Source organism: Pseudonocardia sp. CA-107938 (assembly GCF_050936315.1).
In the GTDB taxonomy this organism is placed as follows: Bacteria; Actinomycetota; Actinomycetes; order Mycobacteriales; family Pseudonocardiaceae; genus Pseudonocardia.
This window is the reverse complement of record NZ_JBNJNA010000001.1, coordinates 416,880-434,995: the sequence shown is the minus strand read 5'-3', so window position 1 is coordinate 434,995 and position 18,116 is coordinate 416,880. Positions and strand designations below refer to the sequence as shown.

19 protein-coding genes are annotated in these 18,116 nt (G+C 72.7%); 8 read left to right on the top strand and 11 right to left on the bottom strand.

The annotated features are described in order from the left end of the window. Positions 1–106 precede the first annotated feature (106 nt). Both ACQEVB_RS02085 and ACQEVB_RS02080 read left to right on the top strand, forming a co-directional pair. Positions 107–508 (top strand): hypothetical protein, encoded by a 402-nt coding sequence (locus ACQEVB_RS02085; protein WP_432964057.1) that lies wholly within the window; start codon positions 107–109, stop codon positions 506–508. Beyond that, positions 505–2,052 (top strand): multicopper oxidase family protein, encoded by a 1,548-nt coding sequence (locus tag ACQEVB_RS02080; protein WP_432964054.1) that lies wholly within the window; start codon positions 505–507, stop codon positions 2,050–2,052. Before ACQEVB_RS02085 ends, ACQEVB_RS02080 begins: the two co-directional genes overlap by 4 nt. 163 nt (positions 2,053–2,215) lie before the next feature. On the opposite strand, the gene ACQEVB_RS02075 is transcribed toward ACQEVB_RS02080, so the two are convergent. From ACQEVB_RS02075 to ACQEVB_RS02040, 8 genes are all read right to left on the bottom strand, one after another. Beyond that, a complete protein-coding gene (locus ACQEVB_RS02075; protein WP_432964051.1) occupies positions 2,216–2,536 on the bottom strand; it encodes a type II toxin-antitoxin system Phd/YefM family antitoxin in 321 nt (106 codons plus the stop codon). 36 nt (positions 2,537–2,572) lie between these two features. Beyond that, the gene (locus ACQEVB_RS02070) at positions 2,573–2,977 is read right to left on the bottom strand and encodes a YccF domain-containing protein (protein ID WP_432964048.1); all 405 of its coding nucleotides are present in this window, start codon (positions 2,975–2,977) and stop codon (positions 2,573–2,575) included. Positions 2,978–2,999: 22 nt separating this feature from the next. Next, a complete protein-coding gene (locus tag ACQEVB_RS02065; protein WP_432964046.1) occupies positions 3,000–3,560 on the bottom strand; it encodes a hypothetical protein in 561 nt (186 codons plus the stop codon). Positions 3,561–3,964: 404 nt separating this feature from the next. Next, positions 3,965–4,954, bottom strand: coding sequence for a TIGR03842 family LLM class F420-dependent oxidoreductase (locus ACQEVB_RS02060; protein ID WP_432980073.1), 990 nt, complete (start codon positions 4,952–4,954; stop codon positions 3,965–3,967). A gap of 66 nt (positions 4,955–5,020) precedes the next feature. After that, entirely contained in the window at positions 5,021–6,406 is a 1,386-nt protein-coding gene (hydA, locus tag ACQEVB_RS02055) for a dihydropyrimidinase (RefSeq protein WP_432964043.1), read from the bottom strand. Next, entirely contained in the window at positions 6,403–7,677 is a 1,275-nt protein-coding gene (locus ACQEVB_RS02050) for an aspartate aminotransferase family protein (RefSeq protein ID WP_432964040.1), read from the bottom strand. The genes hydA and ACQEVB_RS02050 overlap by 4 nt, the downstream gene beginning before the upstream one ends. Next, entirely contained in the window at positions 7,677–8,519 is an 843-nt protein-coding gene (locus ACQEVB_RS02045; RefSeq protein WP_432964037.1) for a nitrilase-related carbon-nitrogen hydrolase, read from the bottom strand. The genes ACQEVB_RS02050 and ACQEVB_RS02045 overlap by 1 nt, the downstream gene beginning before the upstream one ends. A gap of 68 nt (positions 8,520–8,587) precedes the next feature. Further along, the gene (locus ACQEVB_RS02040; protein ID WP_432964034.1) at positions 8,588–9,613 is read right to left on the bottom strand and encodes a zinc-dependent alcohol dehydrogenase; all 1,026 of its coding nucleotides are present in this window, start codon (positions 9,611–9,613) and stop codon (positions 8,588–8,590) included. A gap of 76 nt (positions 9,614–9,689) precedes the next feature. Between ACQEVB_RS02040 and ACQEVB_RS02035 the strand changes: the two genes are divergently transcribed. From ACQEVB_RS02035 to ACQEVB_RS02020, 4 genes are all read left to right on the top strand, one after another. Then, complete coding sequence (locus ACQEVB_RS02035) at positions 9,690–10,169, top strand: DUF5134 domain-containing protein (protein ID WP_432964031.1); 480 nt, start codon at positions 9,690–9,692, stop codon at positions 10,167–10,169. An 80-nt stretch (positions 10,170–10,249) separates the two neighbouring features. Then, positions 10,250–10,516: a hypothetical protein gene (locus ACQEVB_RS02030; RefSeq protein WP_432964028.1), complete on the top strand. Its 267-nt coding sequence runs from the start codon at positions 10,250–10,252 to the stop codon at positions 10,514–10,516. 7 nt (positions 10,517–10,523) lie between these two features. Continuing rightward, positions 10,524–13,244, top strand: a complete 2,721-nt coding sequence (locus ACQEVB_RS02025; RefSeq protein WP_432964025.1) for an FtsK/SpoIIIE domain-containing protein — start codon at positions 10,524–10,526, stop codon at positions 13,242–13,244. Then, positions 13,241–13,597: a hypothetical protein gene (locus ACQEVB_RS02020; protein WP_432964022.1), complete on the top strand. Its 357-nt coding sequence runs from the start codon at positions 13,241–13,243 to the stop codon at positions 13,595–13,597. Before ACQEVB_RS02025 ends, ACQEVB_RS02020 begins: the two co-directional genes overlap by 4 nt. A gap of 154 nt (positions 13,598–13,751) precedes the next feature. Here ACQEVB_RS02020 and ACQEVB_RS02015 read toward each other — a convergent pair whose 3' ends face one another. Both ACQEVB_RS02015 and ACQEVB_RS02010 read right to left on the bottom strand, forming a co-directional pair. After that, positions 13,752–15,176 carry a PLP-dependent aminotransferase family protein gene (locus ACQEVB_RS02015; protein WP_432980070.1) on the bottom strand — a complete coding sequence of 475 codons (1,425 nt, stop codon included), beginning with the start codon at positions 15,174–15,176 and terminating at the stop codon, positions 13,752–13,754. Next, on the bottom strand, positions 15,173–15,349 hold the full coding sequence (locus ACQEVB_RS02010; RefSeq protein ID WP_432964019.1) for a DUF6104 family protein: 177 nt from the start codon (positions 15,347–15,349) through the stop codon (positions 15,173–15,175). Before ACQEVB_RS02010 ends, ACQEVB_RS02015 begins: the two co-directional genes overlap by 4 nt. A gap of 58 nt (positions 15,350–15,407) precedes the next feature. Between ACQEVB_RS02010 and ACQEVB_RS02005 the strand changes: the two genes are divergently transcribed. Next, positions 15,408–15,833, top strand: a complete 426-nt coding sequence (locus ACQEVB_RS02005) for a VOC family protein (RefSeq protein ID WP_432964017.1) — start codon at positions 15,408–15,410, stop codon at positions 15,831–15,833. A 31-nt stretch (positions 15,834–15,864) separates the two neighbouring features. On the opposite strand, the gene ACQEVB_RS02000 is transcribed toward ACQEVB_RS02005, so the two are convergent. Continuing rightward, positions 15,865–17,310, bottom strand: coding sequence for an MFS transporter (locus tag ACQEVB_RS02000; RefSeq protein WP_432964014.1), 1,446 nt, complete (start codon positions 17,308–17,310; stop codon positions 15,865–15,867). 83 nt (positions 17,311–17,393) lie between these two features. Between ACQEVB_RS02000 and ACQEVB_RS01995 the strand changes: the two genes are divergently transcribed. Beyond that, entirely contained in the window at positions 17,394–18,023 is a 630-nt protein-coding gene (locus tag ACQEVB_RS01995; RefSeq protein ID WP_432964011.1) for a TetR/AcrR family transcriptional regulator, read from the top strand. The last annotated feature ends 93 nt before the right edge of the window (positions 18,024–18,116 follow it).

The following is an 18,116-nucleotide window of genomic DNA, read 5'->3' as shown; positions in this document are numbered from 1 at the left end:
TAGGGATTCTACCTATGTTGCCGGGGTCCAACATCCGGGTCGAGCAGGGGATGTCCCCGGTTCATAAGTAGGCCGTCTACATATAACGTCATGGATCGTGGAAACCTTGACCCCACCCGTGGTGCGTCGCCCGCGGGTCACGCTGTGGTTGCTGCGCGCCGTCGTGACGGTGCACGTGGTGGCTGTGCTCAGCCAGCCGATCTGGGCAGGCATGTTCCTCACCGGCGACATCGATGCGATCACCGTGCACGGCACGATCGGCAGCGTCCTGGCCGCCTGGGACATGCTGGTGATCGGCGCCGCGATCGCCTACGCGATCGCCGCGCGCGGCCGGCTCTGGGTGCCGCTCGGGGCCGTCGCGCTGTTCCTGCTCATCGGGTTCCAGATCGGCTTCGGCTACGCCCGCGAGCTGCAGTTCCACGTCCCGCTCGGCGTCGCGATCGTGACGCTCTCCCTGCTCTCCGGCTTCCTGGTGTGGACGCCCGCGGCGGCGCGGGGGCGGTCGTGAGGGGCGTGTCGCGGCGCGGGTTCCTCGGCCTGCTCGGGGGCGCCGCCGCCGGTGCCGGACTCGTCGCGTGCGGAGGACCGCGCGGATGGAACACCGGGCGGCAGGTCGCCGGTGCGGCACGGCTGCCGGCCCCGTTCAGCGTGCCGCTGCCGATCCCGCCCGTCGCGCGACCCGTCGGCACGGAGGGCGGCGCCGACCTCTACCGCATCACCCAGCGCGTCGCCGACCTGGAGATCCTTCCCGGGCTGCGCACCCCGGTGCTCGGCTACGACGGGATCTTCCCCGGCCCCACGTTCGAGACGCGCAGCGGCCGCCCGATCGTCGTGCGGTACCGCAACGAGCTGCCCGTCCCGTCCGTCACCCACCTGCACGGCGGGCACACCCCCGCCGACAGCGACGGCTGGCCGCTCGACCTCACCCTGCCCGTCGGGGACCACGGGATCGGCTGGATGCACCACGAGATGCCCGGCGACCCGGTGCCCGACGAGCGGGCGCACCACTACCCGATGACGCAGCGCGCGGCTCAGCTCTGGTACCACGACCACCGCATGGACTTCACCGGTCCGGCCGTCTACCGCGGGCTCGCCGGCATGCACATCGTCCGCGACGACGTCGAGGACGCCCTGCCGTTGCCGCGCGGCGACCGCGAGCTGCCGCTGATGATCTGCGACCGCTCGTTCAACGCCGACGGCTCGTTCGCCTACCCGGGCCTCGACCAGGCCATGCGGCGGCTGCCGGGAGTCACCGACCAGTGGATGGAGGGCGTGCTCGGCGACGTCGTGCTCGTCAACGGGGCACCGTGGCCGGAGCACGAGGTGGACGCCGCCCGGTACCGGCTGCGGGTGCTCAACGCGTCGAACGCGCGGCGCTACCGGCTCGCGCTGACCGTCCCCGGATCGCCCGACCTGCCGATCGTGCAGATCGGGTCGGACGGCGGGCTGCTCGCGGCGCCCGTCGAGCACACCTACCTCGACGTCGCGCCGGGGGAGCGGTTCGACGTGGTCGTCGACTTCTCGGTGCTGCCGGTCGGCACCACCGTCACGGTGACCAACGCGGCCGGCGTCGGCCCGACCACCGACGTCATGCGGTTCCGGGTCGTGCGCACCGCGCGCGACGACAGCACGGTGCCGGCCACCCTCTCCGCGGTCGAACCGCTGGTGCCGGCGGCCGGCGCGACCGTGCGGCAGTTCACCTTCACCCGCGGTTCCGTCGGCTCGCACGCCGGCTGGGCGATCAACGGGCACACCTTCGACCCGGACGCCTCCATCGCCGACATCCCGCTCGGCGAGACCGAGATCTGGCGGTTCGTCACCGATGTCCACCACCCCGTCCACGTCCACCTCGACGCCTTCCAGGTGCTGCGCCGTGGACCCCGTGGGCCGGGGGAGTTCGACGAGGGCTGGAAGGACACGGTCGATCTGCGGCCGGGCGAGGTGGTGGAGGTGGCGGTGCGGTTCACCGACCACCGCGGCCGGTTCGTCTTCCACTGCCACAACCTCGAACACGAGGACATGGCCATGATGGCGACGATCAGGACGGTGTGATCAGTCCTTCACGGGGATCACGGTCAGTGCGCGTTCCAGGTGGCGGAAGTCATCGGGGTTGCGGGTGGCGAGGGACAAGCCATGGCGAACTGCAGTTGCCGCGATGAGCAGGTCGAACCGGCGGGCGTGTGGGTGTCGAGCAGGAGACCTCCGAGGGAGGAGCTCACTGCTGGTTCCGCCGCTCCTCCTGCTGTCGCTGGGCGCGTTCCCACGGATCGTCCCAGTCGTCTTCGGCGAAGGTCTCCGCCTCGGCTCGTTCCATGTCCTGCCGCCACAGGACGGGATCGGGGTTGTCCATGGCCAGCAGCGCGTTGATCTCTGCGAGCGGGACGAATCGGCGTTTCGGCTGTTCCCGCTGATGTGGCACCAGGTCGGCTACCGCTCGCCCGTGCACGGTGACCGTGAAGGACTCGCCCGCCGCGACCCGACGCAGGATCGCAGCAGTGTTCCTGCGCAGGTCGGACTGCCGGATCGTCTCGCCCACGGATACAGGATGCGTAACGCCGCTACCGGATTGCGGTCAGCCGCGCGAGTACGACGGCAGCGCTGCGTCGTGGGTGTCGACGATGCGGGTGCCGAGCGGGATCAGGGCCACGACCGCCAGCCGGATCGACGCGATGCCGAACGGGATGCCGATGATCGTGAGCATCAGCAGCAGGCCGGCGAACAGGTGCCCGAGGAACAGGCCCCAGCCGAACAGGGCGATCCAGATGACGTTGCCGATCAGGGAGAACACCCCGGCGTTGCCCGAGATGACGATCGTTCGGCCGAACGGCCACAGCGCGTACCCCGCGATGCGGAACGACGCGATGCCGAACGGGATCGTGATGATCAGGATGCAGGCCAGCACCCCGGCGAGGGCGTACAGGAGCGCGAGCCACCAGCCCGCGAGCACCAGCCACAGGACGTTGCCGATCGTGCGCATGTCTCCATGCTGCCGCACAACGTCACAGCGCGAACGGCAGCGGAAGCCGCGAGGTGCCGAGCACCGCTCGCAGGGCCGGGCAGCGCGCCAGTGCGGCCGCCGGCTGTTCCGCGACGGCGGTGAGCGCGGCCTGCAGGCCTGCGGCGATGGCGTCGGCCAGGTCGGCGTGGACCCGGGTGAAGCGCACGTCGACCGGGCGGCCGTCGCGGACGGTGACGGCGACCCCCGCCGTCTCGACGGTGACCGGCACCGCGCGCAGCTCGGCGAGCCGGCGCCGGAACACGGCCAGCTCGCGGTGCGCGTCCCGCAAGGTGGCGAACTGCTCGGCCGCCGGCTCGTCGTACGGCACCGGCGCGGGCAGCGAGCTCTCCATCGCCCACGCCGACATCCGCACCACCACCGCGTCGCTGTACGCCGCGACCACCGCCGCGCCCACGTCCTCGGGACCGGGCGCCCCCTCGGCGAGCGTGACGCGCACGCCGCGCCCCGGTCCGTCCAGCTCGACGCGGACGAGCCCGGACGGGTCGTGGCCGGCGTGCCAGGTGTCCGCAGCCAGCGCGGGGGCGATCCTCAAGGTGCGCACGGGGGCCTCCGCGGTCGGGTCGTCGGCTTGGGCTCCGCGACGCTAACAACGTGGGCGGCCTCTTCGTGGGCGTTCCGGAGAACTCGCGGACGCCGCCGGCCAGGCTGCTGTTGATCATGGGCAAAACGTCGTTGTTCGATCTTGCTCGGCAACGTTCTGCCCATGATCGACGCGCCGCTCGGGGCGTGCGGAGCGGTCGGTGCGGGCCGAGCCGCGCCGACGGTTGGTGATCAAGGGCAAAACGTCGCTTGTCGATCTTCCTGAACGACCTTTTGCCCTTGATCACCGCCGACTGTGCCGGCGTCGACCGTGCCACCGCCGACCGTGCCACCGCCGACCGTGCCACCGCCGACCGTGCCACCGCCGACCGTGCCACCGCCGACCGCGCCACCGCCGACCGTGCCCTACACCCCCGGGATCACCGACCTGCCGTACGCCTCGATCGTCTCCTCGCGCGCGTCGTGCATGGCGTAGACGGCGAACTGGTCGACGCCCAGCTCGGCCAGCTCGGCCAGCCGCTCCAGCTGTGCAGCGGGCGGCCCGAGCAGGCAGAAGCGGTCCACCACCTCGTCGGGGACGAAGCTGGTGGAGGCGTTGTCGGCGCGGCCGTGGTGGCTGTAGTCGTAGCCGTCGCGGCCCTTGATGTAGCCGGTCAGCTCGGCCGGCACCGCGCCCGACTCGCCGTACCGCGTCACGAGGTCGGCGACGTGGTTGCCGACCATGCCGCCGAACCAGCGGCACTGGTCGCGGGCGTGCTCCAGATCGTCGCTCACGTAAGCAGGCGCCGCGACGCAGATCGTCGGCGACGGGCGGCCCGCGGCGGCCGCGGCTGCCCGCACGGTCTTCACCGTCCACTCGACGAGGTACGGGTCGGCGAGCTGCAGGATGAACCCGTCGGCGCACCGCCCGACGAGGTCCAGCGCCTTCGGCCCGTAGCCGGCCATCCAGACCGGCAGGTGCGCGCCGGCCGGCACCCACGGGATCTGCACCTGCGTCCCGCCGAGGTCGACGGCCCGGCCCTCGGCCAGCTCACGGATGACGTGCATCGACTCCTCGAGCCGCGCGAGCGTGGTCGGTGGCCGGCCCTGCACGCGCATGGCGGAGTCGCCGCGGCCGATGCCGCAGATCGTCCGGTTGCCGAACATGTCGTTCAGCGTGGCGTGGAGGGACGCGATGACCGTCCAGTCGCGGGTGCCGGGGTTGGTCACCATCGGCCCGACGACCATCCGCGACGTGCGTTCCAGGATCCGCGGGTAGATCACGTACGGCTCCTGCCAGAGCACGTGCGAGTCGAACGTCCAGCCGTGGCTGAACCCCAACGCCTCCCCGCGCACCATCAGGTCGACGACGGTCTGGGCGGGTGGATCGGTCTGCAGCACCAACCCGATGTCCATGGGGCCCTCCTGGATCATGCTGTGCATCGTCGACGGGAGCTGTTTCGTGCGGGTGTCACAGCGCTGTCAGCGCAGGTACTGGCAGGTGTCCCGCTTCAGGTACCGGCCGTCGCCCTTGGCGCCGTGGTACTGCCCGTCGCCGATGATCACCTTCCCGCGCGAGAGCACGGTCTCGACGCGGCCGGTGGTCTCGCGGCCCTCGTAGCACGAGTAGTCGACGTTCATGTGGTGCGTCGACGCCGAGTGCACCTGCTTCGCCGACGGGTCGTAGACCACGATGTCGGCGTCCGAGCCGGGCGCGATCGTGCCCTTGCGCGGGTAGAGCCCGAACATCTTCGCCGGCGTGGCGCAGGCGATCTCGATCCAGCGCTTGCGCGAGATGTGCCCTTCGACGACGCCCTGGTGCAGCAGGTCCATCCGCGTCTCGACGCCGGGCAGCCCGTTCGGGATCTTCGAGAAGTCGCCGACGCCCATCTCCTTCTGCCCCTTGAAGCAGAACGGGCAGTGGTCGGTGGAGACCACGGAGAGGTCGTCGGTGCGCAGCCCGCGCCACAGCGCCGCCTGGTGCTCCGCCGGCCGCAGCGGGGTCGAGCAGACGTACTTGGCACCCTCGAAGCCCGGCTTCGCCAGGTCGTCGGTGGAGAGGAACAGGTACTGCGGGCAGGTCTCGGCGAACGCGTTGAACCCCTCGTCGCGCGCGGCCTGCACCTGCGCCAACGCCTGCGCCGCGGACAGGTGGACGATGTAGATCGGCGCGCCCGCCACCTGCGCGAGCTTGATCGCGCGGTGCGTGGCCTCGGCCTCGAGCAGCGCGTGCCGCACCTCGCCGTGGTAGCGCGGGTCGGTGTTGCCGCGGGCGAGCGCCTGCTCGATCAGCACGTCGATCGCGATGCCGTTCTCGGCGTGCATCATGATCAATCCGCCGGTCTCGGCGCCCTTCTGCAGCGCCCGCAGGATCTTCCCGTCGTCGCTGTAGAACACGCCCGGGTAGGCCATGAACAGCTTGAAGCTGGTCACGCCCTCGCCGACGAGCGCCTCCATCTCCTTCAGCGACGCGTCGTTCACGTCCGCGACGATCATGTGGAACGCGTAGTCGATGGCGCAGTTGCCCTCGGCCTTCGCGTGCCAGGCGTCCAGGCCCTCGCGCAGCGACGACCCCATCGACTGCACGGCGAAGTCGACGATCGTCGTCGTACCGCCCCAGGCCGCGGCCCGGGTGCCGGTCTCGAACGTGTCGGAGGCGAACGTGCCGCCGAACGGCAGCTCCATGTGCGTGTGCGCGTCGACGCCGCCGGGCACCACGTACTTGCCGGACGCGTCGATCGTGGTGTCGGCGGTCCAGTTCTGCCCGGTCCCGAGCGCGACGACCTTCTCGTCCTCGACCAGCACGTCGACGGCCAGCTCGTCGGACGCGGTGATGACCAGCCCGTTCGTGATCAGTGTGCGGCTCATGGGGTCACTTCCTCGATCGATGCCACCAACGCCTGAAGCCCCTCCGCGGCCTCGTCGGCGGTCAGGGTGAGCGGCGGCGCGATGCGCAGGACGTTGCCGTGCAGGCCGCCCTTGCCGATCAGCACGCCGTGCCGCTTGGCCGCCTCCAGCACGGCGGTGGCCGCGGCCGCGTCGGGCTCGGTGGTGCCGGGTCGCACGATGTCGACGCCGATCATCAGGCCCTTGCCGCGCACCTCGCCGATGATCGGGCTGCCGATCGCGCGCAGGCCCTCGAACAGCGGCGGGCCCTGCCGGGCCGCGTTGGCCTGCAGCCGGTGGTCCAGCATGTACCGCAGGTTCGCCAGCGCGCCCGCCGACGTGATCGGCGAGCCGCCGAACGTCGAGATCGAGTTGGCGCCCAGCGAGTCCATGATCTCGGCCGGCGCGATCACCCCACCCATCGACAGGCCGTTCCCGACGCCCTTCGCGAACGTGACGATGTCGGGGGTCGCGCCGTGCGCCTGCCAGCCCCAGAAGTGGTCGCCGGTGCGGCCCCAGCCGGTCTGCACCTCGTCGGCGATCCACAGGATGCCGCGCTCGCGCAGCACCTCCGCGAACGCTCCGTAGAGCCCGTCGGGCGGGCTCGTGAACCCGCCGACGCCCTGGATCGGCTCGGCGATCAGCGCGGCGACGTCGCCGGTCTGGTCGAGCACCTCCTTGAGGTCCGCGACGCACGCGGCGATGAACTCGCCGTCGGGCAGGTGCGCGAACGGCGAGCGGTAGCGCTGCCCTCCGTGCACGTAGAAGACCTGGAACGGGGAGAGCGTGGTCGGCGTCCACGACCGGTTGCCGGTGATCGCGACCGTCGAGAACGAGCGCCCGTGGTAGCTGTTGCGCATCGCCAGGATCTGGTTCGACCGGCGCAGCGAGCTGGCCAGCAGCAACGCCGTGTCGTTGGCCTCCGTGCCCGACGTCGTCAGGAAGACCTTGGCGTCCGGGATGTCCGACACCGTGGCGATCTGCTCGGCCAGCTCCACCATCGGCGTGTTCAGGTAGAGCGTCGAGCTGTGGATGATCCGGCCGGCCTGCTCCGCGATGGCCTTCGTGACCTCGGGCAGGGCGTGCTCGGTCATCGTGGTGAGGATGCCGCCGAAGAAGTCCAGGTAGGACTGGCCGTCGGTGTCCCAGACGCGGCGGCCCTCGCCGCGCTCGATCTCGATCGGGTCCTCGTAGTAGATCGCGAGCCAGGACGGCAGCACCGCCCGCGTGCGCGCGAGGAGATCCTTGGACATCAGGCCTCCGTCAACGGGCCGTACGCGTCCGGACGGCGGTCGCGGTAGAACGCCCACTGCTGGCGCACCTCGTCGATCATGCCGAGGTCCAGGTCGCGGACGACCAGCTCCTCGTCGTGGCTGCTCGCGACGTCGCCGACGAACTGGCCGCGCGGGTCGACGAAGTAGCTGGTGCCGTAGAAGTCGTTGTCGCCGTACTCCTCGATGCCCACGCGGTTGATCGCGGCCACGAAGTACTCGTTCGCGACGGCCGCGGCGGGCTGCTCCAGCTTCCACAGGTACGACGAGAGCCCGCGGTGGGTGGCGCTGGGGTTGTAGACGATCTGCGCGCCGGCCAGGCCGAGCGCACGCCACCCCTCGGGGAAGTGCCGGTCGTAGCAGATGTAGACCCCGACCTTGCCCACCGCGGTGTCGAAGACCGGCCAGCCGAGGTTGCCCGGCTTGAAGTAGAACTTCTCCCAGAAGCCCTTGACCTGCGGGATGTGGTGCTTGCGGTACTTGCCGAGGACGGTGCCGTCGGCGTCGATCACGGCGGCTGTGTTGTAGTAGAAGCCGGAGCTCTCCACCTCGTAGACAGGCACCACGAGCACGATGCCCAGCTCCTTGGCGAGCGCCGCCATCCGCTGGGTGGTGGGCCCGTCCGGCACCGGCTCGGCCCACTTGTAGTGCTCAGCCTCCTGCACCTGGCAGAAGTAGGGCGCGTTGAAGACCTCCTGGAAGCCCATGATCTGCGCACCCTGCTGTGCTGCCTCGCGGGCGTACTTCTCGTGCACGTCGATCATGGACGCGGTGTCGCCCGTCCACTTGGTCTGCACCAGCGCCGCCCGTACCACTTGCGCCATCGCCGTTCGCCTTCCTCGTGGGGAAGAGGACACCTTCGAACGAGCGGGGCCTGCGGGGCAAGACCCATTCACACCCCGTTGCTCAGCACCAGCTTCGTGGCCGGGGTCAGCCACGCCTGCGCGGCGTCGGCGAACGGGACGACGGTCGGTTCGATCACGCCGGGGTCGAACCGACCCGCCGACACCAGCCGCAGCACCGCGGCGAGGTGGCGGCGCGAGTCCGCGCGGCCGACCTCCAGCGTGACCCCGCGGGTGTACATCGCGAGCAGCGGCAGCGGCACCGGCTGGAACTGCACGGCGGTGAGCGTGCAGACGCCGTAGTCGTCGGTCGAGCGCAGCGCGCACTCCAGGCCGGCCGGGTCGGCGGAGTTGGCGACCGTGATCGCGGCGCGTCCGAACCGGGCCGGCCACTCGTCCGGCTGAGGGACGGCCTCGGCGCCGAGCCGGGCGGCCACGGCGAGCCGGGCCGGGTCCCGGTCGACGTAGCGGACGTGACCCGCGCCGAGCGCGACCGCCCACGCCACGGCGTACAGCCCGATCGACGGTGCGTCCCCGCCGACGACGGTGACGTCGGCGCCCGGCCGGTCGGCGAGCGGTGGGCTGACCGCGCGGTAGGCGTCCAGCGCGTTGTCCGGCAGCGTGCACAGCGCGACGGGATCAACGCCGTCCGGTGCGGGGTGCAGCAGGTGGTCGGCGCCGGGCACGAGCAGCCGGTCGGCCACCGCGCCGCCGTGCCCGCCGCCGGCAGGCCCGAACCCGAAGGCGGCACCGGCCTTCGCCCGGTGCGTGGCGCACGCGGCGAACCGCCCGTCCCGGCAGGGTCCGCACGCCCCGCAGCTGACCTGGAACGGCACGACCACGCGGTCGCCGGGCCGGTGCCGGCCCACGGCGTCGCCGACCGTGAGCACCTCGCCGACCACCTCGTGGCCCACCGGGTACGGGCCGGCGAAGAGCGGGAACGCCGCCATCGGCAGGTCGAGGTCGCAGCGGGCCACGGCCAGCGGCGCGACGACGGCGTCGGTCGGCCCGCAGACCGGGTCGGGCGCCTCCTGCCACTCGAGCTGCCCGTCGCCCACCCGCACGAGATGCCGCATGGGTGACGATCCTGCCGCAGATTGCTACCCCTGGACCGTATGGCTGAGTCACCGCTCGTCGACTTATCGTCACGAGGTGGCGTGGTTCGCGGGGGCGGCGGCGATCGGTTGCCTGGTCGTGGGCCTGCTGCACCTGCACCGGTTGGTCACCGTGCCCGCCGGACGCGCCGGGGAGGCGTCGTCGGCGGCGGCCGCGACCGGGATGGCCGCGATGTTCTCCCCGCTCGGCGACCCGGTGCCGCTGGCCGTGTGGATCGCGGTGTTCGGTGGTTGCGCCGCCTGGACCTTCCTGCTGGCGGCCCGCGACGAAGACGTCACCCATCACCTCCTGTGCAGCGGCGCGATGCTGTTCATGCTGGTCGGGCACAATGCGCACGGCAGCGGGTTGGTCATGGTGTCGGTCGTCGCGCTCGTCGCCGCCGGCTACTTCGCCTGGCACGGGCTGCGCTGCGTCGACCGCTTCCGCATCGCCTGCACCGGGCACCCGCGCACGGTCGCCGGCGCTCAGCTCGTGAGCGCCGTGGCGATGTCGGGGATGCTCGTCGCGATGATCTAGTGCCGCGGCGCGGGGGGACGGCTGCGCGAGTAGATTTCGTCCGGAACGCACTGCACGATCCCACTCGGGAGCCAGCACACATGAGCGACAGCAGCATCGGCGACGCGGCCGCCGGGATCCGCGGCTCCAACGACACCGCGCAGGACGCCAACGGCATCCTGCAGCAGGCCGTCGCCCAGCTGGAACAGGCGCGCGGCCAGCTGCAAGCCGCCTGCGCGGGCACGCCGCAGGCCGACGCGTCGGAGGCGCTCGGCGTCTACGGCCAGGCGATGGAGGCCGTCCGCGACGCGCAGCGCGCCGTGCAGGCCGCGATCACCGCCGCAGAAGGCGTCGCGGCCCGGCTGTGACCAGGTAGTGCGTGGCCGCAACCGGCGGCAGCAGGAGATCGCCGCCGCCTTCGACAACCTGTGCGCCGCGGTCGGGCGCGCGCTCGGTGCTGCCGAGGGCGCGCAGGACGCCGCCGAGCACGCCCGTATGAGCGCGCTCGCCGAGCTGTGGCTGCGCGACTCCGGCTTGTCCGCTGCGCGCGCCGACCCCGCCATGGCCCGGCTGCTCGCGCCCGGTCACCGGCGCCTCGCCGACGTCGTCAAGCGCGTCGCGGCGGACGAGGACGCCGTGCTCGGCACCTGGCTCGCGCACGGCCCGCGCGAGCTCGACGAGATCGTCGCCGACGCGGCGCCCGGCTCGGCGGGGCGCCCACCGGCCGAGTGGCTCGGCCAGTTCGGCAAGGCTGACGCCCTCGGCACCGTCCCCGGGCTGTGGCGCATCGGCACCGGACGCATCGGCGGCAGCGGCACCCCGTTCGACGTCGCCGTCCCGCTGCTCGACGAGGGGCACGTGCGGATCAGCGCCGACCCCGACCGGCGCCGCGAGGCCGAGGCGCTCGTCGAGACCCTGCTCATGCGGGTGCTGTCGCACTTCCGGCCCGGGCTCGTCGCGGTGCACGTGTGGGACACCGGCCAGCTCGCCGGCGCGCTGCCCGGGCTCTACCCGCTCACCCGCACCGAGCTGCTGACCGTCCACCACCCGGGCCGGCTCGCCCCGCTGCTGGACCAGCTCTCCGACCGCATCCGGCGCATCCACACCCGTCTGCTCGTCGACGGGTACCCGTCACTGCAGGCCCTCGGCGCCGCGACGGGTGTGCGGCACGAGCCGTGGATCGTCGCCGTGCTGATGGGCGACGGCCGCGCCCTGCCCGACGAGGAGTACGCCCAGCTGCAGCGCATCGCCCGCGGCGGGCCGGCCTGCGGGGTGCACCTCGTGCTCGTCGACGTGCCGACGCAGGCCAACCCGGGCACGGAGACCGTCCACCTCCGCGGCGGCACCACGCGCACGTCGATGACGGGTGAGCACGTCGCCGTCGAGCTGGACCCGGCACTGCCCGCCCGCGACGTCTCCGCCGCCTGCCAGGTGATCAGCGAGGAGCACGAGCGGTGGCGACACCGGGTCAGCGCGTTCCGCGACCTGCTGCCGCCCGACCAGCACGACTGGGGCACCGCGTCGTCGAAGGCGGGGCTGCGCGCGCCCGTCGGGTTCGCTGACGTGCTGCCCGTCGACCTCGCGCTCGCCGACGCGTCCCCGCACGCGCTGATCGGCGGGCCCAGCGGCACCGGGAAGACCAACCTGCTGCTCACCATGATCGGCTCGCTCGCCGCCCGCTACGGCCCCGACGAGCTCGAGTTCTACCTCCTCGACTTCAAGGAGGGCGTCTCCTTCGCCCAGTTCGCGCCCGGCCGCAAGGACCGAACCTGGCTGCCGCACGCCCGGCTCGTCGGCGTCAACATCAACACCGACCGCGAGTTCGGGCTCGCCCTGCTGCAGTTCCTCGCCGACGAGATGCGGCGGCGGTCCGAGGTCGCGAAGGCGCACGAGGTCACCAAGCTGGAGGAGCTGCGCGAGGCCGACCCGGACGGGCGGTGGCCGCGGATCGTCGCCGTCATCGACGAGTTCCAGTACCTGTTCAACGAGCGCGACGCCGTCACCCGGGCCGCGCTGCAGCTGCTGGAGGACGTCGCCCGGCGCGGCCGCTCGCAAGGGATCCACCTCGTGCTGGCCAGCCAGGACGTGTCCGGCATCGAGGCGTTCTGGGGGCGCTCGGCGATCTTCGAGCAGTTCGTGCTGCGCATCGCGCTGCCGCGGGCGCGGAAGGTGCTGGCCGAGCTCAACGACGTCGCGCTCGACCTGCCGCGCTGGCACGCCGTGATCAACCACGAGTCCGGCATCCGGCCCGGCAACGAGATCGTCCGCATCCCCGACGCCACTGGCCGGGGCTCCGTCGACGAGGTGCAACGGGTGCTGCACGCCGCGTACGGTGCCGGGCGGCCCGAACCGCGGCTGTTCGACGGCAGCCGATCCCCGCAGGTCGGTGACCTGCTGGCCGATCTACCCGCCGGCGACGTCCCGCAGGCGCTCGTCGGGCAGTACATCGACGTCGAGGGCAGCCCGGCCGCCGCGCCGCTGCCGGACGCGCCCGGCCGCAACCTCGGGGTGCTCGGCACCGACCCGCGCGACGCGCTGCGCGTCGTCGGGGCGGCCACGGCGTCCGTGCTGCGGGGGCGGGCGCCCGGCAGCCTCGACCTGATCGTCGCCCCGCTCGTCGACCCGAGCAGTGCCGACCGACTCGTCGAGGACGCGGCCGGACACGCCGTCGAGGTCGTCGAACTGGCCGGGATCGCCGACCGCATCGCCGCGCTCGCCGCGTCCGTCACCGATCGGCAGCAGGGCGCCGAGCGGCGCACCACGTTCGTCGTCCTGCACGGGGCCGACGCCGCCGACGCACTGCTCGGCCGCAGCGGAACCGAGGCGCTGCAACGCGTGCTGCGGTTCGGGCCCGAGGTCGGCATCCACGTCATCGGGTGGTGGCGCAGCGTCGCCCGGCTGCGCAGCCTGCTCAGCCTCGGCGCGAGCCCCGACGACCTCGGCGCCTGGGTCGCCCTCGACGTCCAGGGCAACGACCTCGGCACCCTCGCACCCACGTTCGGCGTCGACTGGTCGTCGCGGCCGGGGCGCGGACTCTTCTTCGACCGCAGCCAGCACTCCGCACCCCGCGTCGTCATCGTCCCGGAGCTGCCATGACCGCCGCGGAGGACTACCGACGCGTCATCGCCGAGCTCGACGCCGTCGCCGACGACCTGCGCGTCCGCGACGCCGAACGCGCCACCGCCCTGCGCGCCCAGCTCGTCGACCTCGAGCGGGCCGTCGCCGACGCCGGGGTGCGCGCCGCCCTCACCCGCTTCGTCGTCGACCTGCACTGGGAGATAGCGCTGGAGGCGCTCTGGCCCGAGTCGTGGATGAAGCTGCGGCCCAAACCCGGCCCCGACCCCCGCGCCCGCGGCGCCGACCTCGACGCGCACGACGCGGCCGTCTCCGAGGCCCTGGACACCCTCCTGGCGGCGGTGCGCCGCCGCTTCAGACTCCCCGGCCGCTGACGCTGACCCCGCGAGTTGGCCGCCTTGACAGGGCGAGTTGGCCGTTTCAACAGGGCGAGTTGGCCCTCTCAGAAGGGTGAGGCGGACAGCTCGTCCTGTCGAACGGGCTGACTCGCCCTGTTGAGATGGCCAACTCGCGGAGCGGGGTGGGGCGCTACGCGACCAGGCGGGACAGCGTTGTCATTGCCTCGTGGATCGCTGCCGTCGGGGTGCTGGCGTAGCCCAGGACCAGGCCGGGGTCGCGGGGTTCCTGGCAGTGCCAGGACAGCGGCTGCACCTTGATGCCCTCGTCAAGGGCCGCCAGCGCGATGTCGACGTCGGGGCGCGGGCAGTGCGGGAACGTCACCGTCAGGTGCAGGCCGGCGGCGGCGCCGTGGACGACGGCGTCGGGGAGGTGCGTGCGGAGCGCGGCGATCATCGCGTCGCGCCGGCGGCGGTGTCGGGTGCGGGCGAAGCGGAGGCTGCGGTCCAGCTCGCCGGAGTCCATGAGCTGCGCCAATGCGAGCTGGGCGAGGGCCGGGCTGCCGAGGTCGGCCCGCCGGCGAGCCGCGACCACGGCACCGTGCAGCCGCCGTGGCACCACCAGCCAGCCCAGCCGCATGGCCGGCGCGAGGAGCTTGGAGACGCTGCCGGTGTAGCAGACCTGGTCGGGCAGCATCCCGGCGAGCGCACCGACCGGGGAGCGGTCGTAGCGGTGCTCGGCGTCGTAGTCGTCCTCGACGACGAGCCCGCCGTCGGCCGCCCACGCCAGCAGCGCGCGCCGGCGTTCCCCGTCCAGGACGACGCCGGTGGGGAACTGGTGGGCCGGGGTGAGCAGCACGGCCGGCGCGTCGAGCGCGTGCAGGGCATCGATCCGCGCGCCCCGCTCGTCGACGGGGACGGGCGGCGTCGCGATCCCCCACGACTGCAGCTGCTGCCGGGTGCCGAGCGAGCCCGGGTCCTCGACGGCGATGGTGTCGATTCCGGTCCCGCGCAGCACCTGGGCCAGCAGCGCGAGCGCCTGCGCCACCCCGGCCACGACGACGACGTCACCGGCGTCGACGCGGACGCCGCGCGTCCTGGCCAGCCGTTCCGCGACCGCGCGGCGCAGCGCGGGGCTGCCGGACGGGTCGCCGTAGCCGAGGTCGGCCGGGCCGAGCGCGTCCAGCGCGGCCCGCTCGGCGCGCAGCCACGCGGCCCGCGGGAAGGCGGCGAGGTCCGGGACGCCGGGGGAGAGGTCGATCCGGGCGGGTGCGGCGCGCATCTCGTCGAAGATCGCGTCGTGGGGTGCCGCGACGGACGGCCGTGCCGGAACGGCGGGCGCGACCCGGGGTGCCGCCACCGGCGCGGCGACGACGACGGTGCCGGCCCGCCCGCGGCCCTCGATGTGCCCGTCGTCGACGAGGCGCTGGTAGGCCTCGGTGACGGTGCCGCGCGAGACCTGCAGCTCCGCGGCCAGCACCCGCGTCGGCGGCAGCCGGGATCCGAGCGGCAGGCTGCCGTCGGAGATGGCGGCCCGGAGCGCGGCGGCCAGCCACTCGGCGCGGCCGCCGGGTGGGGCGGCGGCGACGTCGAGCCCGAGGAAGTCGGATCCGGTCAGTCGTCGAACCCGTCGTCACGGGCGAGGAAGCTGGCGAGCCGCTCGACCGAGTCCTCGAACGCGGGGTTGGCGTCGACGAAGGCGCGCAACCGGTCGGCGAGCCACTCGATCGTCACTTCCTCCTCGCCCCGGCGGGCGACCAGCTCCTCGATGCCGCGGTCGGTGAAGTACACGAGGACAGGCTAGTGCGGTCCGCCGATGAGGATCGGGCCGCCGCCGGGTCATCCCGTCATGAGGAACGACCCGATCGCCCGACCGTGGGGCGTGACGCTCGACTGCCCGGACCCGCTCCAGCTCGCCGAGTTCTACCAGCGCATCGGCGGCGGCCGCATCGTCTCCGCCACTGCAGTGTTCGCCCACCTCCAGCTCGACGGGATGAGCGTCGGCTTCCAGATGGATCCCGACCACCGACCACCCACGTGGCCCGATCCCGCCGTCCCTCAGCAGTGCCACCTCGACTTCAGCACGCCCGACCTGGACACCGCCCAGGCCAGGGCCGTCGCAGCGGGCGCGGTGCTCTCCCCCCACCAGCCGGAGCCGGACGTCTTCCGCGTGTTGATCGACCCGGCCGGCCACCCGTTCTGCCTGAGCACGTGGGGCACGGAGGCCGGGCCGCAAACGCCAGCAAGGCCACCTTCAGGGCGGAATCCGTCCTGAAGGTGGCCTTGCTGTCCTACCCGGCGGAACCTCAGCTGTGCGGGCGCGCGTGCTTCGGGAGCAGGAAGCCCACCGCGAAGGCCACCACCAGCAGCGTCACCGCGCCGAACGCCGTGACCGTGCCGGCGTGCAGGGCCGCCTCGGGCGTCGGGATCGGGCCCAGCGTCAGGAAGAACACCGTGCCGAGGACGGCGACGCCCATCGTGGTGCCGATCTGGTCGATCGACTTCAGCACCCCGGTGGCCGAACCGAGCTCGGTCGCGTCGACGCCGGCCAGGATGATGTCGTACAGCGGGACGAAGATCATGCCCATGCCGAACCCGCCGACGGTGACGGCCGGGAGCAGGTCGAGGAAGCCCAGGTCGGTGCCGGCGAGCTGGTAGACCGCGGTCAGGCCGAGGATGCCGGTGGCCATCAGCGCGAGGCCGACGTGCAGCAGCTTCCGCCCGTGCTTCGCCATCAGCGTGCCGCTGACCCCGGAGCCGATCGCCGCGCCCAGCGCCCACGGCGCCATCACCAGGCAGGCGGTCAGCGGGCTGAAGCCGAGGCCGATCTGCAGCATCACACCGATCGTGAACAGCGCACCCATGGCGGCGAGGAAGCAGACCGCGAAGCCGGCGCCGGCGACGTAGGCGCGGTGGCGGAAGACGCTCGGCTGCACCAGCGGGGTACGACCGGCGCGGACCAGGCGGACCTGACGGCGACCGAAGACGGCGAAGAGCGCGACCGCAACGACCAGCATCGGCACGGTGTAGGCGGGCCAGCCGTGCTCGGCACCCTGCACCAGCGGGAAGATCAGCAGCGCGGCACCGGCAGCGGCGATCAGGGCGCCGATGACGTCGATGCGGGCACCGGAGGCGGTCGGCGCGACGGCGGGGATGTGGCGGCGGGCGACGGCGAGCGCGGCCAGCCCGATCGGGACGTTGATCAGGAAGATCGCGCGCCATCCGGTGCCGAACAGGTCGGCCTCCACCAGCACGCCGCCGACCACGGGGCCGAGCAGCGCGCCGATCCCCATCACCGGACCGAGCGCCGCGAGAGCCTTGGGCACGTCGGCCGGCGGGAACAGGTCGCGGATGAGCCCGAACGCCTGCGGGATCATCAGCGCACCCGCCGCGCCCTGCAGGAGCCGCCCGACCAGCAGCACGTCCGGCGTCCAGGCGAGCGCGCACAGCAGCGACGCCGCGGTGAACCCGGTGACGCCGATCTGCATCATGCGCCGCCGCCCCACCACGTCGCCGAGGCGGCCGCCGACCAGCAGCAGCGCCGCCATGGCCAGCGTGTAGCCGACCGACAGCCACTGCATCAGCGAGTACGTGCCGCCGAGGTCCTCGCGGATGGTCGGCGCTGCGACCGAGACGACCGTGGAGTCGAGCAGCTCCATGACCGACATCGCGAGGACGGCGGAGAAGCCGAGGGTCCGGTTGGCGGCGCGCGGCGCCCGGGTGATCGTGGGCGTCTCGACTGTCAGGGTCATCTCGGCTCCTTGGAACGGAATGAACTGTTCTGCAATCAAGTTAGCGGAACAGAACGTTCCGGTCAAGTGCTAGACTCAGGAACATGGCCCAGCCGATGAACGGGCGCCGCGCACAGGCCGCCCGCAACGACTCACTGATCCTGGAAGCCGCTCGCGCGGTGTTCGTCGCCGATCCCGAGGCGCCGATCGCAGCGGTGGCCGAGCGCGCGGGCGTGGGCATCAGCGCCCTCTACCGCCGGCACGGCAGCAAGGAGGACCTGCTGCGCCGGCTCTGCCACGACGGCCTGCTCACCTACATCGACGTCGCCGAGAAGGCGCTCGCGGTCGACGACGCGTGGGAGGCGTTCGCGCAGTTCGTGGCCGGCATCGTCGAGGCCGACACGCACGCGCTGACCATCTCGCTCGCCGGCACCTTCACCCCCACGGAGGAGATGGGCGCGCTCGCCCGTCGCTCGGGCGAGCTGGTCACCGCGCTGCTGCAGCGCGCGCAGGACGCCGGGGTGCTGCGGACCGACCTCGTCCCTGAGGACATGGGGGTGCTGTTCGAAGAGCTCGCCACCGTCCGCGGCCGCGACGAGGCGCGCACGGCGGAGCTGCGGGAGCGCTACATCGCGATGATGCTCGACGGGCTGCGCTCACCCGCCGCGCACCGTCCGCTGCCGGGCCCGGCGCCGCAGCCGGGCGAGTTCGCGGGGCGCTGGCAGAAGCGCTGACCGCACTTGGTGGGCCAGCGGGTCTGCTACCCGGCGAGCCCCGTGCGGGAGTCCTCGTCAGTGGCGCATCCGCCGCGGCTGAGGAAGGATTGC